The sequence below is a fragment of the Bacillus sp. V59.32b genome (assembly GCF_003429085.1).
GTDB lineage: Bacteria > Bacillota > Bacilli > Bacillales > DSM-1321 > Peribacillus.
The window spans coordinates 1-22,233 of the sequence record NZ_QVTC01000109.1; the positions used below are offsets into that span (position 1 = coordinate 1).

Consider the following 22,233-nt stretch of genomic DNA (forward strand, 5'->3'; position numbering starts at 1 on the left):
CATCGAGCACAAATCTGGATTATCGAGCACAAATCCGGTTCATCGAGCACAAATCCGGTGATCGAGCACAAATCTGGTTCATCGAGCACAAATCTGGTTCATCGAGCACAATTCCAGATTATCGAGCACAATTCCAGATTATCGAGCATAAATACAAATCATCGAGCAGAAATTGAATTTTCAAGCATAAGCCATCAGCAAGTTTCAACACAATGGACAGTGTTACATGGAGGATGCCCTCTTACTTCCATAATCTCAATTGTTCGGCAGCCTTTCTTGGATCTTTAGCCTTCATAATCTCTGATACTACGGCAATGCCGGCAATGCCGCTGTTTGAAATGGTGGAAATATTCTTAAGCGTGATTCCCCCTATCGCGACAGCCGGAATAGCGACCGCCCCGCAGATTTTCTCCAACATGCCTTTTTGAAGAAGATTTGCATCCTTCTTTGTCGAGGTAGGAAAGACAGCGCCGACCCCGATGCAATCAGCCCCATTGTAAGCAGCCTCTAAAGCCTGCTCTACATTCTGAACGGAAACGCCAACAGCCATTTCTTCCGGAACGATTTTTTTCACCGCCGTAAGCGGCAGGTCTTTCTGACCGATATGAACTCCCGCAGCTTCAACTGCTAGAGCAATATCCACTCGGTCATTAATGATAAGCGGAACGGAATGGTGGTCAAGCATTCTCTTTAACCGAGCTGCTTTTTCATAGAATACATGGCCATTCGATGACTTTTCCCTCAGTTGGACAACGGTTACCCCGCCAAGAACTGCTTCTTGTACTATTGTTAATAAACGATCAATTGGGACGGATTCTTCCGTAACGAGATAGAGACTCCAATCAATTGGCTGTGAGCGGCTCACTTAGCTTCACCTCTTTTTCCCATGTTTCCCCTGTCATAAGGGAAATGCAATCAATCAGCTTTATCCGAAACGTACCAGTGCCCTCATTCTCATTTAATGTAGTTGCTGTCATCTCGCCTGAAATGCTCATGGTGGAAATCCCGGCAACCGCGGCAGTAAAAAAATCCTCCGTTACGCCGGCAATCGAACCAATGATGGCTGTGCTCATACAGCCGCTGCCGGTGATTTTCGTAAGCAAAGAGTGACCGTTATCTACTAAAACCGTCCTTTCCCCATCACTCACAGCATCCTGTTCTCCACTGACAACACAGACACATTGAAGTTTTTTTGCCGCGGCTCCTGCCAGACCGGAATTAGCGATAGAAACGTTACCTGAATCGACTCCGCGCGTATTGGCATCTCCGCCTATTAAACTATAAATTTCACTTGCGTTGCCTCTGACAATGCTCAGTTTTACTTCTTTGATAAATTGATTTGCCAGTTTTGTCCTGTATCGTGTTGCGCCAACGCCAACCGGATCAAAAATAACCGGAGTTTTATTTTTATTTGCTGCCCTTCCGGCCAAGATCATCGCTTCAAAGGTTTCATTATCGATTGTTCCAAAATTGATGACTAATGCATTAGCCAGTCTGACCATATCCTCTACTTCCTCGGGGCTCGATGCCATGACTGGTGAGCCTCCGATAGCCAGTGTGACATTGGCACAATCGTTCATGGTTACATAATTGGTTATTTGGTGAACAAGCGGGTTTTGTCTGCGAACTTTTGCGAATAATGGAGTGATAATTTCTTTCATCGTTTTCTCCTTTCTTCAGTGGTTAATTTTTTCAAAGTTGTGGAAATGGTTTAACGGGCCATGGCCTTTTCCGATTGATAAACTGTTTTGTATCGCCCTGGTAACATAGGCTTTTGCGGTTTTGATTGCTTCAGACATAGTCAGTCCTTTTGCGAGATTGGCGGCGATGGCCGCAGAAAGGGTACAGCCGGTTCCATGTGTATTGGACGTCTGGATTCGTTCACCTTTGAGCCAGGTGAAAGTTTCTCCGTCATAAAAAAGATCATCTGAGTTTCCCGCAAAATGGCCGCCTTTGATTAGAACAGCCTGTGCGCCTAATTGATGGATTGCTTCAGAAGCACTATAGACATCCTGTTTCGTTTTAATTTTGCACCCTGTTAGTTCTTCCGCTTCCGGAAGATTCGGGGTGACTAGGGATGAGAGGGGGAGCAGTTTATTTTTAAGCTCTGACACAGCATCCGTTTCTAGGAGATGGTGGCCGCTTTTGGAAATCATGACAGGATCAAGGATTATGTGTTTGGGATTATAAATTGTGAGCACCTCTGCCACCGCCTTGGCTATTTTCGCTGATCCAAGCATGCCAATCTTGATTGCGTCAGCGCCGATGTCGTCCAAAACGGCTTCCATTTGATCACGGATGACGTTTATGTCGATATGCTGTACGGAGCGGACTTCCACAGTATTCTGAGCTGTAACGGAAGTAATGACTGACATTCCGAATACACCGTGAGCCGAGAATGTTTTCAGATCTGCCTGAATTCCCGCACCCCCGCCTGAATCAGAGCCTGCGATTGTTAATGCTGTTTTCATAGATTTTCCCCTCCAAATAACTATTCTTCAAAAATATCTTTAATAAAATAAAGGCAATGGCTGCACCGGTAACGGAACTGAGCATAAAAGCAGGCAGGACCCCAAAGAGTGCCACCTTTTCGCCTAAGAAAAGAAGGGCAAGCGGATAGCAGGCAAGTGCACCGAGGAGGCCTGTACCCAAAACTTCACCCAACGCGGCAAACGTGATGTTTCTTGTTTTTTTATAAAGATAAGCGGACAGAAGGGCACCGATCATGCTGCCTGGAAAAGCAAAAATTGAGCCGGTTCCCGCCATATTCCGAAGCAGGGAAACGGTAAAGGCCTGGGCCAGAGCATAAGCCGGTCCGAGCATCACGGCTGTCATCACATTGGCTAAATGCTGGACCGGAAAGATCTTTGCAGCCCCAACGGGAATAAATACAAATGAACTCGTCAGTGCTGTTAATGCCGTTATCATCGCGGTTAACGTAAGCTTTCTAATATTTTTCAAAGAGCTCATCTCCTTTTTAATGATTAAACTGGCCAGCTTTCCTGTCGGTACATGTTCTCCCAAAACAAATATTCAAAGCGGGAAGTGGTTAGAAAATGTTTTTCGAGCCTCGCCAGTTCAGCCTCAGGAAGGCCATCGGTGAGATGATCCATCAGTTCGATCAGCCATTGGGAGGTGGATGCAAATTCATCGGAAGCATACGTATTGATCCATCTCTTATAACGGTTTGAATGAAGCCCGTCTCCGTTTTGCTTTTTAAGAAGGACACCAATTTCCCGGTAATCCCAGGCGCATGGAAGCAAGCAGGCAACGAGATCGGCGAGTGTTCCGCTGTAAGCCGCATTTAGCATATAGCCTGTGTAAGCGATGTTGACCGGCGTTGGCTGCGTTAGCTCCAGTTCTTCACTCGAGATGCCGAATTCTGCGGCATATTGGCGATGAAGGTCCATCTCAAAGTGCATCGTTTCATGAAGAATGTGTGAAAATTTCGCCATCGTGTCCAAGGTGTTGGCCTTTGCCGCCCCGATGGCAAATAGCCGCGAATAATCCACTAAATACACATAATCCTGTTTCATATAAAAGGCAAAAATATCTTCGGGAAGTGAACCATCTCCGATTCCTTGTACAAACGGGTGAAGATGGTTTTTCTCCCAAATCGGCTGAGCTGATTCGAATAACCTTTCTGAAAAATGCTTCGTTTTGGATGATTGCATCTTGATTGCCTCCTATTAGAAAATGATTTTATAAAAAAAGCCGCCTTCATTTCTGGAAGCGGCCTTGAGTCAGAAGGGGATATGCCCTCGTCTCAGCCTGCTTCCCTACGCTGGCATAAACCAGATCAGGTGCAAAGGGTTTTAATCATCGATTTCTCAGCCTAACGGCTCCCCCAGCAGTCATACTATTTAATTAATATAGAAAGACCCCGCTTTCTAAACAAAGGAAAGCGGGGTGTTATTCATCGATTGGCCACTTTCCTACGCCGGCATCACCCGGTTCAGGTTCAAAGGGTCTAGAACAATTGTTCAATCTCAGCCCCATACGAGGCTCCCCCAGTGTTACAGCAATATGTAATTAATGCCATCTTACCATATTAAACGGAGAAAGCAATAATATTTAACCATTATCGGGAGACAAATGAGAAGCCATAGTGACATCCGTAAATGAATAGTATAAACTTTCCACAACATCATATATCAACTTTCTTATCCAGAGAGGCGGAGGGACTTGGCCCTATGAAACCTCGGCAACAGACCCGTTATGGGCACTGTGCCACTTCCATCAAGCAGGTGCTTGAAAGATAAGAAGAGCCAGACGGTCATGGTTTAGCCTCTTCTTATTCAGAAGGGGTTTTTTTACTTTTAATGTTTCAACGCCTATAAGAAAAGGTATATAACTTTGGTGGAAAAATGAAGCATATTCTTACTGATTGGAGCAGTACATATGGAAGAATTACTACCTGGAATCGAGCAACGAAAAACAGAGCTGATCGAGCAATTAATTTCTCAAGGGATCTATAAAACAACAGGTGAAAGGCATCTGTATGATGCCTCATTAAAGGTATTGGAAGCGGAATATGAGCGGGTTTTAAAAAGCGGGGGAACCGGTACGTGAAATAGCCTCCGACGATCCCATGGTAGACATAAGGATGGCCGAATTAAATAATTCTATCCAGGAAAACGATCTATTACAGCATATTAGGCTAAAATGAATTTACTTTTTAACCCCTAAATGTTGCAAGGCCTGTTGTACAGTAGCCATTGTTTTCATGGAAAATAAATTGACTCCTAGCTCAGTCGCTGCCTGGGCTAGTTCCGGTCTTATTCCGGTTATAATCGAACGGACACCCAGCATTTGCATAACAGCATTGATTTTAAGCAGGTAATCGGTTACCACTTCATCGAAGTTATATATGCCTGAAAAATCTATAATCAAACATTCAACAGCTTGCTCTTGGATTTTTAAAGGGATGTCTTCCATGAGCTGGTTGGCTCTGTCCGTATCAATCGAGCCAATCAGAGGAAGAATGGAAATCCCGTCCAATACAGGTAACTATAGAGGCTGATACTTCATTAATTTCCCTCAATAGTTGTTTGTGATTTCTCTCTGCTTCTTTACGTTTTGTAATATCTCTAAAAACAGATTGGACAGCCTTTTTATCACCATATATAACAGGATGACAATACAGTTCGACATCAACAAGTGAGCCATCTAATTTAGTTATGACATGTTCGATAAGTTCCGCCTGGTATATTTTCTGTCATAGCCTTTTGTATCCGCTCTTTAATGGCCGGTCTATCTTTCTCTTGAAAAACATCGAGCACACGGGCCCCAATTATATCTTCCTTAGCGGCTCTTAAAAAATTTGCTCCAGACTGATTAATATATAAGATTTTGTGATCTGCGTGTATAACGATTGTTTCTAAGGAATATTCAATGATTTGACGATACATATTTTCTCTTTCCATAAGTTCCTGATACTCTTTATTAGATGCATTCTTTTCCAAAAAGTTCACTCCCTTATGAAAAGCTTAAACCAATTCAGAGCATTCGACATGGATTACAACAGGTACCTTTGTACCTTTTCGCACTCATAAATAACATGAATCATAAAAAAAGCGGCCTATAGGCCGCACAATCCTTCATATGGATTTTTATTGTTTATACTGGTGGGTAAATTGGATGTTGATAACTACTCTTTGCTGCAGAATCCGCTGTCGTTCCGACTGTCCCGATGAAAGCAAAACTGCAGGCAGTCAGTGCAAGTGCAAGAATCAGCTTTTTCATTTTCCTTCCTCCTTTATGAAAAATAATCTATTGCAGCTTCAAACTGTCCCGAATCCTGTAAATATTTTGCGAGGATCCTGGAGAAGGCTTGAAGGTCATGCCTGTGTTCACCTGTTGATTTAAGGAAAGGAAGCACTTTTTCTTCGAGATAGCGGTACGCTTCTCGTTCCTCATTATTCAACAGAAGAAGATAAAAGGAAGCCAATAAGCGATATCTTGGGTTAATGGTCTCTTTAGATATAGCCAGGGTTTCGTTAAATGCCTTAACGGATTGCTCAATACGTCCCAATGAGTAATAGGTTTCTGCCAGTGAATAAAGGGTGACAAGGTAATGGGGATTTTTGTGATCTTGTAAATCTAAGGATTTTCTGAAAAATTCGACGGCTTCCTCCATAAGGTCCATTTTTCGCTTTAAAAATCCAATATTATGATAGACCTGGGGAATGAGTGATGAATCTCCAAGGAGTTCTGTGTTTCGTTCCAGATGCTTAAAGCAATCCAGTGCCTCCGGATAGATTTCAGAATGGGTATAATTAATGCCAAGGACCATTAAGGTATGAAGCATTCTCTTTAAGTTGTATTGACTCGTATAAAGCTGAAGAGCCTTTTTTCCATAGAGAACAGCATGGCCGGGTTGCTCAACATTTCCTTTTACCATTGCCAGATGATAATAAACTTCAGCGCTGACAAACATATCGTGACTTTGATTATGAACTAATTGAATGAGAAGCTCATCGGCTTCAGGATACCTCCTTTTTAAAATTAAATATATGGCAAAATAGTAGTTATATATGTACGTTTCATGTTGGGAAAAATTTATTTTTTGTTTACTCAGCCATTTTCTTTGCTCATCTGCTAGTTCTAATAGATTGAGGAGGAGATAATATCTGAATTTATAGAGTTCAAAAAGGTATATAAAGGTGGTAAATGGAATAAGTTCGTTGGATTCATTCAGTTTTTCAAATGTCAGCTTTGCTTTATCCTTCTGGTAGAAATTTATATGTTCGATGAATTCATCTAACAGAATTTTGATTTCCTTTTCTTTCATCTCAATATCAACGAAGTTTATGCCGAGTTTTATGAGAATCAATGAAATCGTTTCTTCATTTGCTTCTTTTCCGTTATTTTCTATCTTGCTTAAATGAGGGACTGAACAAATCCCCTGGGCCAATTCGCTTTGGGTTAAGTGGGCTTTTGTTCGGTAATATTTAATCAGAGAGCCAATTTTCATATTCCCCCGCCTCCTCTTTTTAAATATTATAGAACTTTTTTCAGATTTTCCCAACTTCCAAAAGTAGGATTTTTTTGAACAGGTGGATAATTTATAGTATAGTAAATAATCCAGGTGGCAATTTTATGAGAGTCAGTTGACTCAGACACCCTGAAAATTTTCCATCAATGCGGTAATTTTCATATTAAATTCAAAATAAAAGAGAGGGTACCTAAGAATGTTATATACTAAGTCCAAGCATAGTCATTCAATAGAGGAAAAGCGTCAGGAAATGATGAAACTTGCTAATGTTTTAGGTTATACAAGCCCGGATACAATCAAAGCCAGCCAAGAGTTGGACAGACTTATGAACAACAAACAGTCTCTTATCCTCGCACTAAAAAAATAATACTAGATGATCGAAAAGCTGTCCCGCTTGGCAATGGAACAGCTTTTTTTATTGTTGATATTTAGCAACTAACCCGGGAGCTATTTCTTTCAAGTTCATTATCCTCCTAAACAGAGTTCTCAGAACCGTTATACTCGTTTTCCCAGTATTATCAAGTCTCTTTCAATGCCATCAAGCTCGGCTACTTTTGGAAGACGACCATATTCTTCAAATCCGAATGCGGAAAATAGTTTGAGGCTTGGTGAGTTGTGCCCAAAAATGAATCCGAGGATCGTTTTTATCCCGAGTCTCGGGCTCAGCTTTATAGCTTGCTCAAGTGCCCAACGTCCAATGCCCATTCCCCTGAATTGCTCATCTATATAAATACTGATTTCAGCGGTCGCCTGGTAAGCCGGCCTTCCATAAAAAGATTGATAACTGAGCCAGCCGCATATCTCGCTCCCGGATAAAATGACATAAAGAGGACGGGTTTTTCCGTTATGTTCATGGAACCATGCTACCCGTTCTTCTACGGTGACCGGTTCGGTATCGGCCGTGACCATCCTAGACGAAATCGTTGAATTATATATAGCGACAATCTTTGGCAATTCCTCAAGGGTTGCCTCTTTTAACGTGAAATTTCCCTTCATATTTTGACTCCTCGCAGTTCTTCTGTAATCGGTAAGAATATCATACATCTATCCCTGATTTTTTGATAGTGTAGGTTATATATCAGTCGGTACCGGGTATTAGTATGGAAAAGCATCGCAGACACCTGCAGAAGGAGTTATACGTGAAAAAGCTATCGATTGTATTAATTGCATTTATTATCATTTCAACGGTTTGGTTTTCTGTTTATTCCAAAAGCAAGAGTGATGATCCTATCATCATGGCATTCGGTGATTCCCTGACCCACGGATATGGCGATAAAAATGGAGAAGGATATGTAGACGGATTAGAGAGTGAGTTGAATGATCCCGGCAGCGATGATAAATTCAGAATCTGGAATTATGGGATTGTGGGTCAGGAAACGGATGGCGTTTTAAAACAGCTGGACGATGTCCGGATCAAAAGTAAATTGGATGAAGCCGATTATTTTATCGTGTTTATCGGAACTAATGACTTAATCAACAGCAACGGCGGAAATTTAACACAAGTAAACGACAAAAAAATCAAGGAAGCAAAAACGGAATATAAAAAACACTTGGAGGAAATCCTCGATATTCTTGAGAAAAAGAACAAAGACGCTCCCATTTTAGTGCTTGGATTGTATAATCCATATCAAAACCGGGAGCAAATCGAAAAACATATCGATGAATGGGACCAGCTGATTATTGACACGGTAAAGAGTGATGAGCAAGTGACGTTTATCCCGACCAATGATCTGTTTAAAGATAAAGAGAAGAAAGCATACTTTAGCGATCAGCTTCATCCAAACGAACGAGGGTATAAGTTAATTACCGAACGGATTTTGGATAGGTATCAATTCAATAGATGATAAAAATGCCCGTTCTGAAGAACTGGGCATTTTTTAATGTAAAAATCATGGTTCATAAAATAATGTATGACTGAACTAGAATGATTTATTTATACTTAGTAATACTATATAATAAAGTAAGGATGAATAATAAGTAATGAAAGATTGGTGAGTAAGGAATGAAAGAACTATTGTCGGGCAAAGTCACCGAAAAAGGACAAGTTACCATCCCAATTCAAGTACGTGAAAAGTTAAATATAAGATCTGGTGATCGGCTGGCTTATTTAATTGATGATGAGGAAGAAGAAATAAGAATAAAAGTAATAAAGCAAACCAATGTCGAGGATGTGTTCGGGATTTTTAAAGTAGATAAGTCGTTAACTTTTGACAAAGAAAGAGAACAAGCTCATGAAAATGTGGTTGTTAAATTCAAACAAAGCAGTGAGGGAGACAAAGAAATTGAGTAAACGGATGAGGTTGGATGCTAACGTTTTATTGAGGGTTGCTACTGGTAATCCAGAAGAAATGGCAATCAAGGCAAAGCAGTTATTCCAATCAGTTGCGAAGCAAAATATCAAACTAATAGTTCCAACAATGGTTGCTGCTGAATGCTGTTGGGTATTAAACGGCGTTTATAAATTTGATAGATTTCAAATTAGAGATGGATTAACAAAGATATTCAGTTTGTCATTTATTGAATTAGAAGATTCTATGGTATTAAAAGCATTGAATGATTTTGCCGAAAAAAATGTTGATTTTGTAGATGCATATTTAGGTAACTCTTCAAAACAGATTCCAATCATTACGTGGAATGAGAAACATTTTAAAACGTTGCCATGTGAATTTTTCTCCCCTGAACAAATGATAGAGCATTTAAAGAACGAATGAAAACCGTATAAACTAATATTATTGTATTCTGAATAAAGAAACAGATATAATTTTGGGGATGTACTTTTCGTGAGGACCTAAGAAGGGGGAAAGAGTATGCAGGAAAACATGTCAATCCGCGAAGAACTGTTAAAAAGTGTAGACGGTTTATCAGACCAGCAGTTAAATGATAAAGTAGAAGCAGATAGCTGGACGATTATGCAGGTTTTGGAGCATCTATATTTAATGGAAACGGTCATCGCAATGGGCATTTCTAAAGAGCTGGCAAATGATCAAAGCGAGCCTGCTCCTTCAAAGCCTATCCATTTAACGGTTAACAGAACTACAAAAGTCGAGGCGCCTTCATTTGTAACTCCTTCAGACGATTTTATCAGCCTCGAAGAAATAAAGAAAAAACTGATCGAATCCAGAAAAACACTGATTCAAGTTACAGAAGGTATATCCCCGGAAGACTTGGAGCAAAAATCCTTTCCGCATCCAATATTTGGTCCATTAAGCTTAAAACAATGGATTCCATTTGTAGGCTTTCATGAAAAAAGGCATCTCGGCCAAATTGAAGAATTAATAGAAAAATGGACTGATTAACCTAGATACATGCCAGAATCCACCTGATTATTATGCTAGGTGGATTTTTTTCACGAGAATAGATCCCTTCCTTCCAGAATGGCTTGGAATTATTTTTCCCTGACTTCCCTTTGTACTTGTGAAATAATAAAAGGAACAATATGTTTGCAATCTTAGAATTGACAGAACGGAAGGAGTATATAGTGTTCGGTAAATTTATCAGAATTTTATTTTTCATTTCACTGATCATACTGCTGCCAGTATGGTTGATTTACTATTATCTTTTCCCACCCGACCTTGAAGAAGTAGAGTTGCCCGACAGCCTCCATCCGGTAGTGGCAGAAAAAAGGGACATTCTTGTTAGAAGGACCAGTGAGACAGGCATTCCCATTCTCATCACTGCCGGATTCAGGTTGAGTGAGGAACAGGATGAATTATACGAACAGGGAAGGTCGCAGCCGGGGAGCATCGTGACGAATGCTAAAGGCGGCGAATCGCTCCATAATTTTGGACTCGCCATCGACTTTGCCTTACTTAACAAAAAAGGGGAAGCGATTTGGGATATGGAGTATGATGGCAACGCAAATGGTAAGCCAGACTGGGATGAAGTGGTAGCCATTGCGAAGGAAGAAGGCTTCGAATGGGGAGGAGATTTTAAGGGGGAATTCAAAGATTATCCTCATTTTCAAATGGATTTTGGCTTAAGTCTAAGAGAGTTGCAGCGGGGGCAAAGGCCTCCCGGGAATGAATAGGCAGATTGTAACAGTTACAAGCTTTGGTTATGTTATAAAGGATAAGAGTAAAGAATTTAAAGATGAAGGAGTTCACTATCGATGGAAGAATCAAAACATAACAGGGAATCGCTGGTCATTAAAACGAGCATCGTCCTTCCCCCTGATACGAATAATTTAGGAACGATGTTCGGAGGTAAGCTGATGGCTTATATTGATGATGTGGCTGCCATTTCCGCCATGCGCCACTCGAGAACAAACTCAGTTACAGCCTCAATGGATTCCATCGATTTCCTGCATCCGATTTATGAAGGAAACTCAGTTTGCCTCGAGGGGTTTGTCACATATACTGGACGATCCTCCATGGAGGTCATGGTGAAAGTGATCGCGGAGGATTTATTGACAGGCGAACGCAACATTTGTGCGATATCCTTTTTAACATTCGTAGCGATTGATGTAAATGGTAAACCAACACCTGTTCCAAAGCTTATTCCGCAAACCGAGCTGGAAAAGAATCTCTATGAAACAGGAAAGCAAAGAGCCGAAATGCGCAAAAAAAGAAGAAAAGAAACGGCATTAATCGCAAGCACATTCGGATCAGATCTTCCTTGGTAAATAAAGAAAACTCGTTGATTGACGAGCCTTTTAAGGCGAAGGCAGAGACGTAGTTGAGATCCACAGGATGTGGGTCACATAGGCGAAGACATAAGGACTTGGCGTACTTAGTCTGTGTTCTGCTAACAAAAGGTGTCCTGCATGGACACCTTTTTATTAGTCATCGCTTGATAAAATTCCGAAAAATCGAAGAATATTTACGAACAGATTGATAAAATCGAGATATAAATTCAACGCCATTAACGGAACCTCTTCAGCACTCACTCCATATTGTTTCATTCGGTTAAAATCATATAAAACATATCCGCTGAAAACGAGAATTCCGATAAAGGAATATACCAGCATCGCAGTCGAGCTGAGCGGTGAAAAGATGTTGAAAATGGAAATCACGATCAACGCGAGCAACGCAGCCATCAGCATACCACCGAGGAAGGTTAAGTCACGCTTGGTTTTCGTTGCATAAAGCGCCAACCCTCCGAAAACCACAGTCGTCGTCACCCCGGCAAGCAACACAACATCAGCGCCTGCTGCTGCGGCATAGTACGCTACGATAGGATATGTGGTGATTCCTGAAATGAAGGTGAAGGTGTAAAGAAACGTATAGCCAATTGCCTTTTTTCTTCTTAAAAAGAAAGCAGCAACGAGCATGACCAGCTCAAGAATGGCCAGTGGCAGGAATAAAGCGGGCGGGACATACACCCCGATTGCCATTCCAAGTACTGAAACTGCCAAAGAAAGTGCAAATATTCTTAGCACAGATGGCATATAACTATCTGTCGTTTGAGTGTACATAATGATTCCTCCAATGTTCTATTTACATTTTCTACGGATGTGGATTCAATTAAGTTTCACCTAGTATAAATTTTACAGTGTAAAAAAACCCCATCTCCTATTATATCGCCAGAAAAGAATAGTTTTACAGGTCCGTTATTAGGATAAATAGGTAGAAACAGGACTGAGGGGGGTGGAGGATATGAAAATAAGGAATCCGGAAGAGACTCTAAGAGAATTGGAAACCATGCTTACAGATGCGCTTCACCGTAATCTAAATCCTTTGGAACAGGAAATTTTAAATGATGCAGTGGCCTATCAGGATGAAAAGCGAATCACATTTTTAGAGCTTATAAAGGAATTGATTAACAAGGCGTAATTTACGAGCGATAATCCGAATTTACGAGCGATGATCTGAATTTGCGACCGATATCTAAATTTGTTTTAATAAAGGAAAACCTGCCAATCGGCAGGTTTTCTTTCTACTCGACTAACAAAATACATATAAAAACATTATAATCAGTAAAAAAGAAGGAGGAATCATGTTGTCAATCATTAATGAAAAAGAAATCGTTACATACATAAAAGATTTAGTTTCAATACCGAGTCCTTCGGGTTACACGGAGGAGGCGATTTCATATGTGGCCTCGTTTATGGATGAAAGAGAGATTTCTTATCAAATCACTAATAAGGGTGCGTTGATTGCTTCGATAGCAGGGGATGACGACAGCAGGCACCGATTGCTTACGGCCCATGTAGACACCCTTGGTTCAATGGTGAAGGAAATTAAAAGCAACGGTCGGCTTCGTTTGACAATGATTGGTGGCTTTCGCTGGAATTCAGTTGAAGGGGAATATTGTAAAATCCACACAGCAGACGGAAAAGTATACACCGGCACAATTCTAATCAATCAGACGTCCGTGCATGTATATAAAAACGCGGGTGATGCCAAGCGTGATGAGACCACTATCGAAGTAAGGATCGACGAGCCTGTAAAGACAAAAGCTGAAACGGAAGCATTAGGGATTTCCGTAGGTGATTTTGTTTCCTTCGAACCGAGAGTGGAGGAAACAGCAAGCGGGTTCCTTAAATCCAGACATCTTGACGATAAAGCGAGTGTCGGAATTTTGCTTCACCTCATTCAACTTGTTCAGAAAGGCACGATTCGATTGAGCTATACAACTCATTTTCTGATTTCCAATAATGAAGAGATCGGATATGGAGGAAACTCCAATATCCCCGCTAAAACGGTTGAGTATATCGCTGTCGATATGGGGGCGATCGGTGAGGGACAAACGACAGACGAATATAGCGTCTCCATTTGTGCCAAGGATTCCTCGGGCCCTTACCACTATAAATTGCGGCAGCATTTAATCTCTCTGGCAAAGGAAAACAAAGTGGACTACCGTGTGGATATTTACCCATACTACGGTTCGGACGCATCGGCCGCGATTCGGGCGGGGTATGATGTAGCCCACGGCCTAATCGGCCCGGGCATCGATGCTTCCCGCGCCTTTGAACGGACACATGTCAGCTCACTCGGGCATACCGCCAATTTGCTGCACCATTATTTAGAATCTCCGCTCGTAAAATAATTATGGAAAAGCCTGCTCAAATTTGAGCAGGCTTCTAAATCCCTATTTTTGGGGAGGGTCATTTTTGTCAGAGTCTCTTTGGGGACTGATATCCTGGTTGTGGTCCTTCTTTTTATCCTGTTCCACAGAATCATTCTCTCTTGGTTTGTTGTTCTCTGCCATGTTTATTTCCTCCTTTATTCGTCTATACTCTGTTTTACCCTTTCTGTCCATTCAGAAACGTGAATTCAAACATAGAAAAATAAGTAACTTTTTTAAAATCAGGTTATAATTAACTTATTGCGTAAAAAATGGAGGTTACATATGTTACAATCACCAATCAGGCTGTTTCGTTTTATGGGATTCATCGAAGGTGGATCACTACTATTATTGCTAGCGATCGCCATGCCTTTAAAGTATTTTATGGATATGCCGATCGCCGTTAGAATTGTCGGTTCCTTGCACGGTCTGTTTTTCATCGTGTATATACTGGTTATCGCATATACAGCTTTTAAGGTCCGCTGGTTTTGGAATTGGGTTATTGGAGCGGTTGCGGTCGCATTCATTCCATTTGGCAATTTTATATTAGATTCCATTCTCCAAAAAAGGATTGAAAAGGAATAATGAGCACCCGCTGAAGAAATTCGGCGGGTATTTTTTATAACTCGAGCTCTACGCCGGTTTTCCTGCACCTTTTCCCTCGCCAGCATGAAATAAGCAATATGATAAGAATTGTCAGATGAAAAATATGAATGTTTCATTAGCGATTTATACATAATACAAAGTATGCATTTTCAACAGAGACCTTAGAGAGACGTTAAATGAGATCCTGTTTTGATTTGGTTTTATAATATCTATAGCAAAGGTGAGAGCATTCATGAGTCCTGGTGAATTATTGATTATTGGCGGAGCAGAAGAAAAATTCCATGGCGGAGAGGTTTTGAGCAAATTTGTTGAGTTGGCAAGGAGACAAAACCGAGGCATTGGCATTCTGCCGACAGCATCGAAGATTCCAGAAGACGTTAGTTCTGATTACATCCAAACATTTAAACAGCTTGGTGTAGAACGGGTTGAAGTGATTGATGTGGATTCAAGAGAACGTGCGGAAGATCCGTCCATCACGGGACTTGTTGACTCACTTTCCGCTATCTTTATTACGGGCGGCGATCAGAGCAGGCTTTCCGAGCTAATTGGCGGTACGAAATTGCATGAAACGTTAATGGTTCAATGGAAAAAAGGGATGGTTTTGGCAGGGACGAGTGCGGGTGCCTCGATTATGGCTAAACAAATGATCGTAGCAGCTGACACATTGCTGAATGATGACAAACTAAAAGTGGAGTTGGGCATTGGGTTTGGATTTATGGATCATATGCTGATTGACCAGCACTTCTCCCAGCGGGGAAGGTTTGACCGATTATTGAGCGCCATCGCGGAAAACAAAGAAATCATTGGAATCGGCATCGATGAAAATACAGCCATTTTAATCAGTGATAATAAATTTGAAGTATTTGGCGAACATCAGGTTCTCGTTATAGACGGAAAGAGCAGCAATTACATTAACATTAAAACATCCGAAAATGGCAGCGAGGAGCTGACAATTTCCGGATTTCAATTACACACACTTACCGAAGGCTATAGTTTTGATCTCATCAAACGAAAATTAATTCTCAAAAAGGGGATATAAGAATGAAAATCAACCTTGTAAGGTATTTGAAAGGTCCTAACTACTTTTCATATAAACCGACGATGTTTATAGAAGTGGATATAGAGGATCTGGAGCTACAGCCATCAGATACAATACCTGGTTTTAACGAAACCCTTGTAAAAACATTGCCGGGTTTGAAAAAGCATACCTGCTCACTGGGGGTTGAAGGCGGATTTATCCAGCGCTTAACTCGCGGAACATGGATGGGACACATATTGGAGCATATGGCAATCGAACTCCAAATTGCAGCTGGTATAAACGTCAAACGCGGGAAGACCATAACCGGCGAAAAGCCTGGCATATATTATGTCACTTTCAACTACAAAGAACCTAAATCAGGGCTTCATTCCTTCAAAGCAGCCATGGAAATTGCCGAGCGCATATTAGTGGGAGAAAAAAATATCGATGCTACGGCCTACATTGATGAAGTAGCCGAGCTTTATTATAAAAACAAATTAGGACCAAGCACCGAATCCATTTATGACGCCGCAATTCAGGCAAAAATACCGGTAGAAAGAATCGGGGATGACAGCTTGCTCCGTTTGGGGACGGGATCAAAGCAAAAATTTGTACAAGCCACGATCAGCAGCCAAACATCGAATATTGCTGTGGAAAACTCATGTGATAAACAATTGACGAAAGAAATTTTAAAAAGCTGCGGTCTCCCGGTTCCGGATGGAGAAGTAGTATCGTCCATGATGGAAATCTTTGAAGTAGCAGACAAGATCGGGTTTCCGCTTGTTATTAAACCACTGAACGGAAGGCAAGGTCAGGGAGTCATTACCAATATAAAAAATAAAGCTGAGCTTTTCAATGTTGTAAATTGTCTTGAAAAACATGTGGAAAAATATATACTAGAGCGGCATTTTGAAGGCAATGATTACCGACTGATGGTAGTGGACAATGCCCTTATTGCTGCAAGTCTGCGGGTCCCGCCGTTTGTAATCGGAAATGGGAAGGACACAATCCTGGACTTGATTAAAGAAGAAAATCAGAACCCGCTTAGAGGAAACGGACATGAGAAACCAATGTCAAAAATTCCATATAATCATACCGTGACCTGTTATTTGGAAAAGCTGGATTTAACCCTTAACTCTGTGCCTGACAAGGGTAGAATCATTCAGGTTGTCGGGAATGCCAATCTGTCGACCGGCGGAAAAGCGATTGATGTAACCGATCAAGTGCACCCATCGATCAAGGAAATTGCGATCACAGCGGTCAAAGCGATTGGCCTTGATATTGCCGGAATTGATTTTATCTGTAAAGATATTTCAGAGCCGTTTAATAAAAATACGATGGCGATCATCGAAATTAATGCAGCTCCTGGCATCAGGATGCATCATTATCCAAGTGAAGGTAAAAAGCATGATGTCGGCAAAGCGATTGTAAAGTATCTCTTTAAAAGCCGGAAGGAATCAGCCATTCCGATTATTTCCGTGACGGGAACAAACGGCAAGACGACTACTGCGAGGCTCGTAAGTTTTTTTCTTTCAAATGAAGGTGTGACGGTTGGAATGACGAATTCTGACGGAGTTTACATTAACAACGTGAGCATTGACGCGGGAGATTGCAGCGGCCCCATCAGTGCGAGGAAAATCTTAAGCAATCCCGCTGTCGACTTTGCTGTGCTCGAAACGGCAAGGGGCGGCATCCTTCGGGAAGGTCTTGCCTTTCGGTATTGTGAGGTCGGGATTGTCACGAATGTTACGGAAGATCATCTAGGTATTGATGGCATTCACACGTTTGAACATCTAGTCAAATTGAAACGATTGATTCCAGAAGTTGTGATAGAAGACGGTTATTGCATCTTAAATGCGGATGATGAAAATGTGGCCAAAATGGCTGAGCACACGGACGCGCAGGTAATTTATACCTCGGTTTGTCCGGATAATCCTTATATCTGCGGGGCACTAAATGAAAAGAAAAAGGGCTGGTTTGTTGATGATAAGGGCTGGATCGTCTATGCTTCAAAAGGTATTCTGAGGAAAGTTCTTCCCTGTAAAGAAATACCAATCACCATCGGGGGATTCGCCAAGCACAATATTTCCAATCTGCTTCAAGCTATGGCTGCAGCACATACCCAAGGAGTTTCGTTGCATGATTTAAAAGAAAAAGTCCTTTTGTTCACTCCGAATGCTGACCTTTCAAAAGGAAGATTCAATAAAAGGGAGATGAAGGAACGAACGATTATTGTTGATTATGCCCATAATGTTTCTGGCATGGAAGCCATCTATGATACCGTAAAAGAATTTCCAAGAAAAAGGGTAATAACCGTCCTAGCTGGACCTGGTGATAGAAAAAACGAAGACATCAAGAACATGGCCTATGTCGCAGCCGAGCACAGTGATCTTTTGATCATAAAGGAAGATGATGATCTGCGCGACAGAAAACAGTATGAATTGGCTAACCTCATCCGGGCTGCCGCCATGGAGCGTAATCTGAGCGAAGAACAAGCCATTGTCGTTCTTAATGAGCTGGACGCCTTTAAGAGAGCATGGGAGCTTTCAAAGCCGGGTGACCTGCTGCTGTTCTTCTATACAGACTTTGGATACGTTAATCAATTCTTCGAACTGGTCGGGAAGCATCAGCTGCAATAAATCACACCATAACAACAGAATAAAGAATCGGGACTGTTTGATTTTTTCAAACAGTCCCTTTTGCATTTTTGAGAAACACAAAAACCCCGTAAACAATAACCAAAGAAGTGCCAACCCCACAAAAATCTCCGCTCTTTCGAAAAAAAATAACCATTTAAATAAGGTGAAAAGTTTCAAGATATATGATCTTGCTGTTGGAAATTAAGCATTTATTCCTAATAAAGCGCAAAAAACTGAAGAAATATGGGTGAAGTTTTTGTTTTTCATGTCCGGAAATAGGATGAATGATGCAGAGCTTTCGTTGTTTTTTTCCCAACCTTTTAAAAGATTGGCAAATCACTGCTGCATTATACCTATTTTAGTTGTTTAGTAGAAGGATCACTGGATACATCATCACTTTTTTTGCAGACTTTTGCCGAAAAGAAATGAGGATTCAGACATCTTGTTGAAATCTGAAAATTTGGAATAAAATAAGAATACACCGAAGAGATCGCTGACTGATAGGCTTTTAAATGGAGAGGGGAGAAAAAAGATGAAGTATGGGAAAAGGCTAGGAGCAGCAATAATCAGTCTAGGTATCACTTTGTCGATGTTTGCTGGTGGAGTATCTGCTTTTCAAGATGAATCCCCACAGGAAAAGAATGAAGTCCGCATTTTCGTCCAGGGTTCCTCCGATGAAATTTTAAATGCCAAGAAGCGCTACAAGATGAAAAGGAACTTTGGCAAAGAGGGTTTCACCACCACCGTAAATTCCGCTCAATTGAAAGCCCTGCAAAAAAATAGCAATCTGGAAATTCAAAAAGTATCTCAAGTGACAATCGCCCAAGCACCGTTCTTGGCCAATGCAATGGCGGCAGCTGTGCCATCAGCGAGAACACCATGGGGAATGAAAGCTATATATAATGATGCAAGTCTTACTAAGACTTCAGGAGGAAATGGAATAAAAGTAGCCGTTTTGGATACAGGGACGGAAAAGTCTCATGCGGATCTGGTCGCTAACGTCGAGCAATGCAAAGACTTCACGACATCATCCACGTATGTAAATAATTCATGTGTCGACAGAAATGGACACGGTACACATGTGGCAGGTACAGTCCTTGCAAATGGAGGATCAAACGGTCAAGGGATACAAGGGGTAGCACCGGAGGCTGAGCTGTGGGCATACAAGGTACTTGGCGATAATGGTTCGGGTTACTCGGACGATATTGCCGCAGCTATCCGGCACGCAGCTGATCAAAAAACAAGCACGGGTTCGCGTGTTATCATTTCAATGTCTTTAGGTTCTTCTGTTAAGGATTCGCTCATCGCAAGCAGCGTTGACTATGCGTATGGAAAAGGAGTGCTTGTTGTCGCCGCGGCAGGAAATTCAGGATACAGCGCTAATACAATTGGTTATCCGGGAGCCTTAAAGAATGCCGTAGCAGTGGCTGCTTTAGAAAATGTCCAGCAAAATGGAACATACCGGGTAGCGAATTTCTCATCCAGAGGCAATCCAAATACGGACGGCGACTATGTAATTGGTGAAAAGGATATTGAAGTATCGGCACCTGGAGCAGCGATTGAATCTACCTGGTTGAATAACGGCTACAATACGATCAGTGGTACTTCAATGGCGACTCCACATATCTCAGGCCTTGCTGCGAAAATTTGGGCATCCAGTCCAAACCTGACTCACACTCAGCTAAGATCACAGCTTCAGACAAAAGCCAGGACATATGACATAAAAGGCGGATATGGGGCAGCGGCCGGGGACGATTATGCTTCCGGATTCGGCTTCCCGCGAGTAAGATAGAAAATCTAGTTACCATATAAATCTTCGGGCACAGAATATGTAATCTGTGCCCTTTTTATATGATTCAAGCGCCTGAAAATCCATTATTTCCTTTGTTAAGAAAAGGACTAAATGGGCAAACGAATAATATAACATCTACGAAAAACCTGAAGGAGTGTACCGATGGAAATATCACAGCTTCTCGAATCCATTAAGGAACTCACTGTACAGATACCAGCTATCCCAGAAATTGATATAACCGGTATTGAAATGAATTCACAAAAAGTTCAGGATGGATTTATTTTTATTGCCGTGCCCGGGTATACTTTCGACGGACATCTTTTTATCGAGGATGCGATTCAAAGAGGTGCGGCTGTCATTGTCGGTGAGCATGGCTTGGATCTGGCAGTGCCTTATATACGAGTAACGAACAGCAGGAAGGCGGTTGCCAGACTGGCCAGTACATTTTATGGATATCCAGCCAGTAAGCATAAATTAATCGGGATTACCGGGACGAATGGCAAAACGACCATTTCTTATATGTTAAAGCATATTCTTGATGTGGCCGGTCTTTCTTGTTCTTTGTTAGGAACAGTTTCATACATAATCAACGGGGAAAAGGTGAAGTCTGGTCATACGACTCCAGATGCCATTGAGCTGCAAAAGCTGTTGGCAAAAAGCGATGATGAATTCGTGATTATGGAGGTTTCATCACATGCTTTGGATCAGTTCAGGGTGGAATGTCTTGAATTTGATTTGGCGATATTTACAAATTTAGGCCATGAACACCTTGATTATCACCATACAATGGAGAATTATTTTTCGGTAAAATCGAGCCTGTTTCATAACTATTTAAAAAAGGGTGGAAAAGCGATTATCAATCACTTAGATGAATGGGGAGTTAAACTTTCCCAATCCTTACTAGTCAAGCAAATTGATATGATTACGATTGGAAACCCACCTCACAACGATATTTGTATTGATGAAATTGAAATAGGACAGGGAAGTCGCTTCAGACTTACAGATGGAAGTAACCAGCACCCAGTAAACCTGACATTTCCCGGAGTGCATAATATGTATAACGCAGCCCTTGCTTTTTCAGCAGCCAAGCTCGTAGGTATACCGGAAGAAACAATCATAAGAGCACTAGCGACTTTCGATGGTGTCCCTGGGAGATTTGAGATATATGCTCATCCTTCTGGAGCAACGTTTGTCATTGATTATGCACATACCCGGGATGCGGTGGAATATTGCCTTCAAACAGCCCAATCTTTAGGGGCAAAACACATTTCACATATTTACGGCTTTCGAGGTGGACGGGATACAACAAAACGAGAGCAAATCGTTCAGACTTCAGCTGTGATGAGTGACAATTTCACCTTAACCTTTGACGACTTGAACGGGGTAGAGGAGGATTCCATGGAAATCGAGCTAATGCGGCTGGCTGACCGGTTTGGAAATGGGAGAGGAAAAGTAATACCGGACAGAACGCTTGCCATATTATATGCCTGGCTGGATGCCAGGGAAGGAGATTGGATTTTTATTACGGGAAAAGGTCCTGAATCATACAAAGAATTGTTTTCTTTGCCGGCGTCATCCGACAGGGAAATGATCGAAACGCTCATGCAAGATGAATATGGAACATTTTTTATGTAATAAGTCTCTCTATTTTCCATTTTCCATGTTTGACAATCGCGGAATTCGGGCATTGATACACATACCACCGAAAGGAGAGATGTGTTATGGAGAATTCTTTTAATTCGAACAATACTGCGAATGAAGGAAATGTTGAAGAGAAATTACAGTCTATTGGTGAAGAAAAAAAGGACGAGGTTCTATCCAGTTTTGAGACGTTTAAAAGCTATTTAAGTGACAAAGTTTCCAAAGGTGAAAGTATGGGAATGAACGAGGAACAACTCGCGAAAACGGCTCAAAAGGTGGCTGATTATCTAGCTGATCATGAAGAACCGCGCAATCGCGAAGAAAAGCTGCTTCAGGAGCTTTGGAAATCCGGCAATGAGGAAGAACAGCATAAGCTTGCTCATATGCTTGTAAAAATGGTGCAGTAATTAAAAAATCATTAGTTAAAAAGATATTTCCCTCTGTTCGTTTTTAACGATCAGGGGGATTTGTTTTTTAATGGCTCTGTTAAATTCCATTGTTGATTTTCAAATGGTCATGGAATCTACTCGCTTTC

At 41.5% G+C, this 22,233-nt stretch carries 29 protein-coding genes and 3 riboswitches; of the genes, 16 read left to right on the top strand and 13 right to left on the bottom strand.

Annotated elements, in window-relative coordinates; genetic code table 11:
• Positions 1-241 precede the first annotated feature (241 nt).
• From thiE to tenA, 5 genes are read right to left on the bottom strand one after another with little or no spacing between them, the layout of a single operon-like run.
• Positions 242-865: a thiamine phosphate synthase gene (gene thiE, locus D0463_RS18775; protein ID WP_117308876.1), complete on the bottom strand. Its 624-nt coding sequence runs from the start codon at positions 863-865 to the stop codon at positions 242-244.
• Complete coding sequence (gene thiM, locus D0463_RS18780) at positions 843-1,661, bottom strand: hydroxyethylthiazole kinase (protein ID WP_117308877.1); 819 nt, start codon at positions 1,659-1,661, stop codon at positions 843-845. Before thiM ends, thiE begins: the two co-directional genes overlap by 23 nt.
• Before the next feature lie 15 nt (positions 1,662-1,676).
• Complete coding sequence (gene thiD / locus D0463_RS18785; protein ID WP_117308878.1) at positions 1,677-2,471, bottom strand: bifunctional hydroxymethylpyrimidine kinase/phosphomethylpyrimidine kinase; 795 nt, start codon at positions 2,469-2,471, stop codon at positions 1,677-1,679.
• Positions 2,440-2,970, bottom strand: a complete 531-nt coding sequence (gene thiW / locus D0463_RS18790; RefSeq protein ID WP_174234350.1) for an energy coupling factor transporter S component ThiW — start codon at positions 2,968-2,970, stop codon at positions 2,440-2,442. Before thiW ends, thiD begins: the two co-directional genes overlap by 32 nt.
• 14 nt (positions 2,971-2,984) lie before the next feature.
• Positions 2,985-3,674, bottom strand: a complete 690-nt coding sequence (gene tenA, locus D0463_RS18795) for a thiaminase II (protein ID WP_117308880.1) — start codon at positions 3,672-3,674, stop codon at positions 2,985-2,987.
• A gap of 85 nt (positions 3,675-3,759) precedes the next feature.
• Positions 3,760-3,859: riboswitch (TPP riboswitch) on the bottom strand.
• Positions 3,860-3,915: 56 nt separating this feature from the next.
• Positions 3,916-4,022: riboswitch (TPP riboswitch) on the bottom strand.
• A 138-nt stretch (positions 4,023-4,160) separates the two neighbouring features.
• A riboswitch (SAM riboswitch) is annotated at positions 4,161-4,265 on the top strand.
• A 136-nt stretch (positions 4,266-4,401) separates the two neighbouring features.
• Between tenA and D0463_RS18800 the strand changes: the two genes are divergently transcribed.
• Positions 4,402-4,572 (top strand): Fur-regulated basic protein FbpA, encoded by a 171-nt coding sequence (locus D0463_RS18800; protein WP_117308881.1) that lies wholly within the window; start codon positions 4,402-4,404, stop codon positions 4,570-4,572.
• Between the two features lie 99 nt (positions 4,573-4,671).
• Here the strand turns inward: D0463_RS18800 and D0463_RS20330 are convergent, their stop codons facing one another.
• The 5 genes from D0463_RS20330 to D0463_RS18810 form a co-directional block, all read right to left on the bottom strand.
• Complete coding sequence (locus D0463_RS20330; protein ID WP_367946596.1) at positions 4,672-5,001, bottom strand: STAS domain-containing protein; 330 nt, start codon at positions 4,999-5,001, stop codon at positions 4,672-4,674.
• Positions 4,961-5,212 carry a PAS domain S-box protein gene (locus D0463_RS20335; protein ID WP_367946598.1) on the bottom strand — a complete coding sequence of 84 codons (252 nt, stop codon included), beginning with the start codon at positions 5,210-5,212 and terminating at the stop codon, positions 4,961-4,963. Before D0463_RS20335 ends, D0463_RS20330 begins: the two co-directional genes overlap by 41 nt.
• On the bottom strand, positions 5,175-5,465 hold the full coding sequence (locus tag D0463_RS20340) for a PAS domain-containing protein (RefSeq protein WP_367946597.1): 291 nt from the start codon (positions 5,463-5,465) through the stop codon (positions 5,175-5,177). Before D0463_RS20340 ends, D0463_RS20335 begins: the two co-directional genes overlap by 38 nt.
• Positions 5,466-5,619: 154 nt before the next feature.
• On the bottom strand, positions 5,620-5,745 hold the full coding sequence (locus D0463_RS20175) for a hypothetical protein (protein WP_301950659.1): 126 nt from the start codon (positions 5,743-5,745) through the stop codon (positions 5,620-5,622).
• 13 nt (positions 5,746-5,758) lie between these two features.
• Positions 5,759-6,976 carry a helix-turn-helix transcriptional regulator gene (locus tag D0463_RS18810; RefSeq protein ID WP_117308882.1) on the bottom strand — a complete coding sequence of 406 codons (1,218 nt, stop codon included), beginning with the start codon at positions 6,974-6,976 and terminating at the stop codon, positions 5,759-5,761.
• Between the two features lie 217 nt (positions 6,977-7,193).
• Here D0463_RS18810 and D0463_RS18815 point away from each other — a divergent pair, with 217 nt between their 5' ends.
• Positions 7,194-7,364, top strand: coding sequence for an aspartyl-phosphate phosphatase Spo0E family protein (locus D0463_RS18815; protein WP_117308883.1), 171 nt, complete (start codon positions 7,194-7,196; stop codon positions 7,362-7,364).
• Positions 7,365-7,492: 128 nt separating this feature from the next.
• Here the strand turns inward: D0463_RS18815 and D0463_RS18820 are convergent, their stop codons facing one another.
• Entirely contained in the window at positions 7,493-7,993 is a 501-nt protein-coding gene (locus D0463_RS18820) for a GNAT family N-acetyltransferase (protein WP_117308884.1), read from the bottom strand.
• Positions 7,994-8,136: 143 nt separating this feature from the next.
• On the opposite strand from D0463_RS18820, the gene D0463_RS18825 reads away from it, so the two are divergent.
• The 6 genes from D0463_RS18825 (at position 8,137) to D0463_RS18850 (ending at position 11,618) form a co-directional block, all read left to right on the top strand.
• Complete coding sequence (locus D0463_RS18825; RefSeq protein ID WP_160118478.1) at positions 8,137-8,841, top strand: DUF459 domain-containing protein; 705 nt, start codon at positions 8,137-8,139, stop codon at positions 8,839-8,841.
• 158 nt (positions 8,842-8,999) lie between these two features.
• On the top strand, positions 9,000-9,287 hold the full coding sequence (locus D0463_RS18830) for an AbrB/MazE/SpoVT family DNA-binding domain-containing protein (protein ID WP_117308886.1): 288 nt from the start codon (positions 9,000-9,002) through the stop codon (positions 9,285-9,287).
• A complete protein-coding gene (locus D0463_RS18835) occupies positions 9,280-9,708 on the top strand; it encodes a type II toxin-antitoxin system VapC family toxin (RefSeq protein ID WP_160118479.1) in 429 nt (142 codons plus the stop codon). The genes D0463_RS18830 and D0463_RS18835 overlap by 8 nt, the downstream gene beginning before the upstream one ends.
• Before the next feature lie 96 nt (positions 9,709-9,804).
• Positions 9,805-10,293, top strand: coding sequence for a DinB family protein (locus tag D0463_RS18840; RefSeq protein ID WP_117308888.1), 489 nt, complete (start codon positions 9,805-9,807; stop codon positions 10,291-10,293).
• 140 nt (positions 10,294-10,433) lie between these two features.
• Positions 10,434-11,024, top strand: coding sequence for a M15 family metallopeptidase (locus D0463_RS18845; protein ID WP_117308889.1), 591 nt, complete (start codon positions 10,434-10,436; stop codon positions 11,022-11,024).
• Positions 11,025-11,105: 81 nt separating this feature from the next.
• Positions 11,106-11,618 (top strand): acyl-CoA thioesterase, encoded by a 513-nt coding sequence (locus D0463_RS18850; RefSeq protein WP_117308890.1) that lies wholly within the window; start codon positions 11,106-11,108, stop codon positions 11,616-11,618.
• A gap of 156 nt (positions 11,619-11,774) precedes the next feature.
• Here D0463_RS18850 and D0463_RS18855 read toward each other — a convergent pair whose 3' ends face one another.
• Positions 11,775-12,410 (bottom strand): Bax inhibitor-1/YccA family protein, encoded by a 636-nt coding sequence (locus D0463_RS18855; RefSeq protein ID WP_117308891.1) that lies wholly within the window; start codon positions 12,408-12,410, stop codon positions 11,775-11,777.
• 181 nt (positions 12,411-12,591) lie between these two features.
• On the opposite strand from D0463_RS18855, the gene D0463_RS19535 reads away from it, so the two are divergent.
• The gene (locus D0463_RS19535) at positions 12,592-12,768 is read left to right on the top strand and encodes a hypothetical protein (RefSeq protein WP_160118480.1); all 177 of its coding nucleotides are present in this window, start codon (positions 12,592-12,594) and stop codon (positions 12,766-12,768) included.
• Positions 12,769-12,940: 172 nt separating this feature from the next.
• Positions 12,941-13,984 (top strand): M42 family metallopeptidase, encoded by a 1,044-nt coding sequence (locus D0463_RS18860; protein ID WP_254052862.1) that lies wholly within the window; start codon positions 12,941-12,943, stop codon positions 13,982-13,984.
• A gap of 42 nt (positions 13,985-14,026) precedes the next feature.
• Here the strand turns inward: D0463_RS18860 and D0463_RS18865 are convergent, their stop codons facing one another.
• Positions 14,027-14,146, bottom strand: coding sequence for a 3-methyladenine DNA glycosylase (locus D0463_RS18865; protein ID WP_117308893.1), 120 nt, complete (start codon positions 14,144-14,146; stop codon positions 14,027-14,029).
• A gap of 141 nt (positions 14,147-14,287) precedes the next feature.
• Between D0463_RS18865 and D0463_RS18870 the strand changes: the two genes are divergently transcribed.
• The 6 genes from D0463_RS18870 (at position 14,288) to D0463_RS18895 (ending at position 22,105) form a co-directional block, all read left to right on the top strand.
• Positions 14,288-14,587, top strand: coding sequence for a DUF3817 domain-containing protein (locus tag D0463_RS18870; protein ID WP_174234349.1), 300 nt, complete (start codon positions 14,288-14,290; stop codon positions 14,585-14,587).
• Positions 14,588-14,840: 253 nt separating this feature from the next.
• Entirely contained in the window at positions 14,841-15,647 is an 807-nt protein-coding gene (locus tag D0463_RS18875) for a cyanophycinase (protein ID WP_117308894.1), read from the top strand.
• Positions 15,648-15,649: 2 nt separating this feature from the next.
• On the top strand, positions 15,650-18,265 hold the full coding sequence (gene cphA, locus D0463_RS18880; protein WP_117308895.1) for a cyanophycin synthetase: 2,616 nt from the start codon (positions 15,650-15,652) through the stop codon (positions 18,263-18,265).
• Positions 18,266-18,797: 532 nt separating this feature from the next.
• Positions 18,798-20,057: a S8 family peptidase gene (locus tag D0463_RS18885; RefSeq protein WP_117308896.1), complete on the top strand. Its 1,260-nt coding sequence runs from the start codon at positions 18,798-18,800 to the stop codon at positions 20,055-20,057.
• Between the two features lie 162 nt (positions 20,058-20,219).
• Positions 20,220-21,692: a UDP-N-acetylmuramoyl-L-alanyl-D-glutamate--2,6-diaminopimelate ligase gene (locus tag D0463_RS18890; protein WP_117308897.1), complete on the top strand. Its 1,473-nt coding sequence runs from the start codon at positions 20,220-20,222 to the stop codon at positions 21,690-21,692.
• Between the two features lie 86 nt (positions 21,693-21,778).
• A complete protein-coding gene (locus D0463_RS18895; protein ID WP_117308898.1) occupies positions 21,779-22,105 on the top strand; it encodes a DUF3243 domain-containing protein in 327 nt (108 codons plus the stop codon).
• The last annotated feature ends 128 nt before the right edge of the window (positions 22,106-22,233 follow it).